Source organism: Photobacterium sp. R1, assembly GCF_054600795.1.
In genome coordinates, this window is the sequence record NZ_BAAHZP010001002.1 from 1 (window position 1) to 235 (window position 235).

Annotated in this window: 1 protein-coding gene; it reads left to right on the forward strand. The window is 56.6% G+C overall.

Annotation, left to right across the window (positions count from 1 at the left end):
• Positions 1-235 (forward strand): cation:proton antiporter domain-containing protein (locus ACYP03_RS28075; RefSeq protein ID WP_459782947.1); only part of this gene is annotated, 235 nt, incomplete at both ends.

Here is a 235-nt window from a genome sequence, read left to right on the forward strand (position 1 = left end):
GGCTCTGCTGCTGGTGATAGGTATTGCGCTGGGCATGGAAATTCTCGGCCTGTCGATGGCGCTGGGTACTTTTCTGGCCGGGGTGCTGCTGGCGGAAAGCGAGTACCGGCATGAGCTGGAAATTGCCATCGAGCCGTTTAAAGGGTTGCTGCTCGGCCTGTTTTTTATCTCTGTCGGTATGGCGGTAAATCTCGGCCTGCTGCTGGAGTACCCGTTACAAATTCTCGCGGCCGTT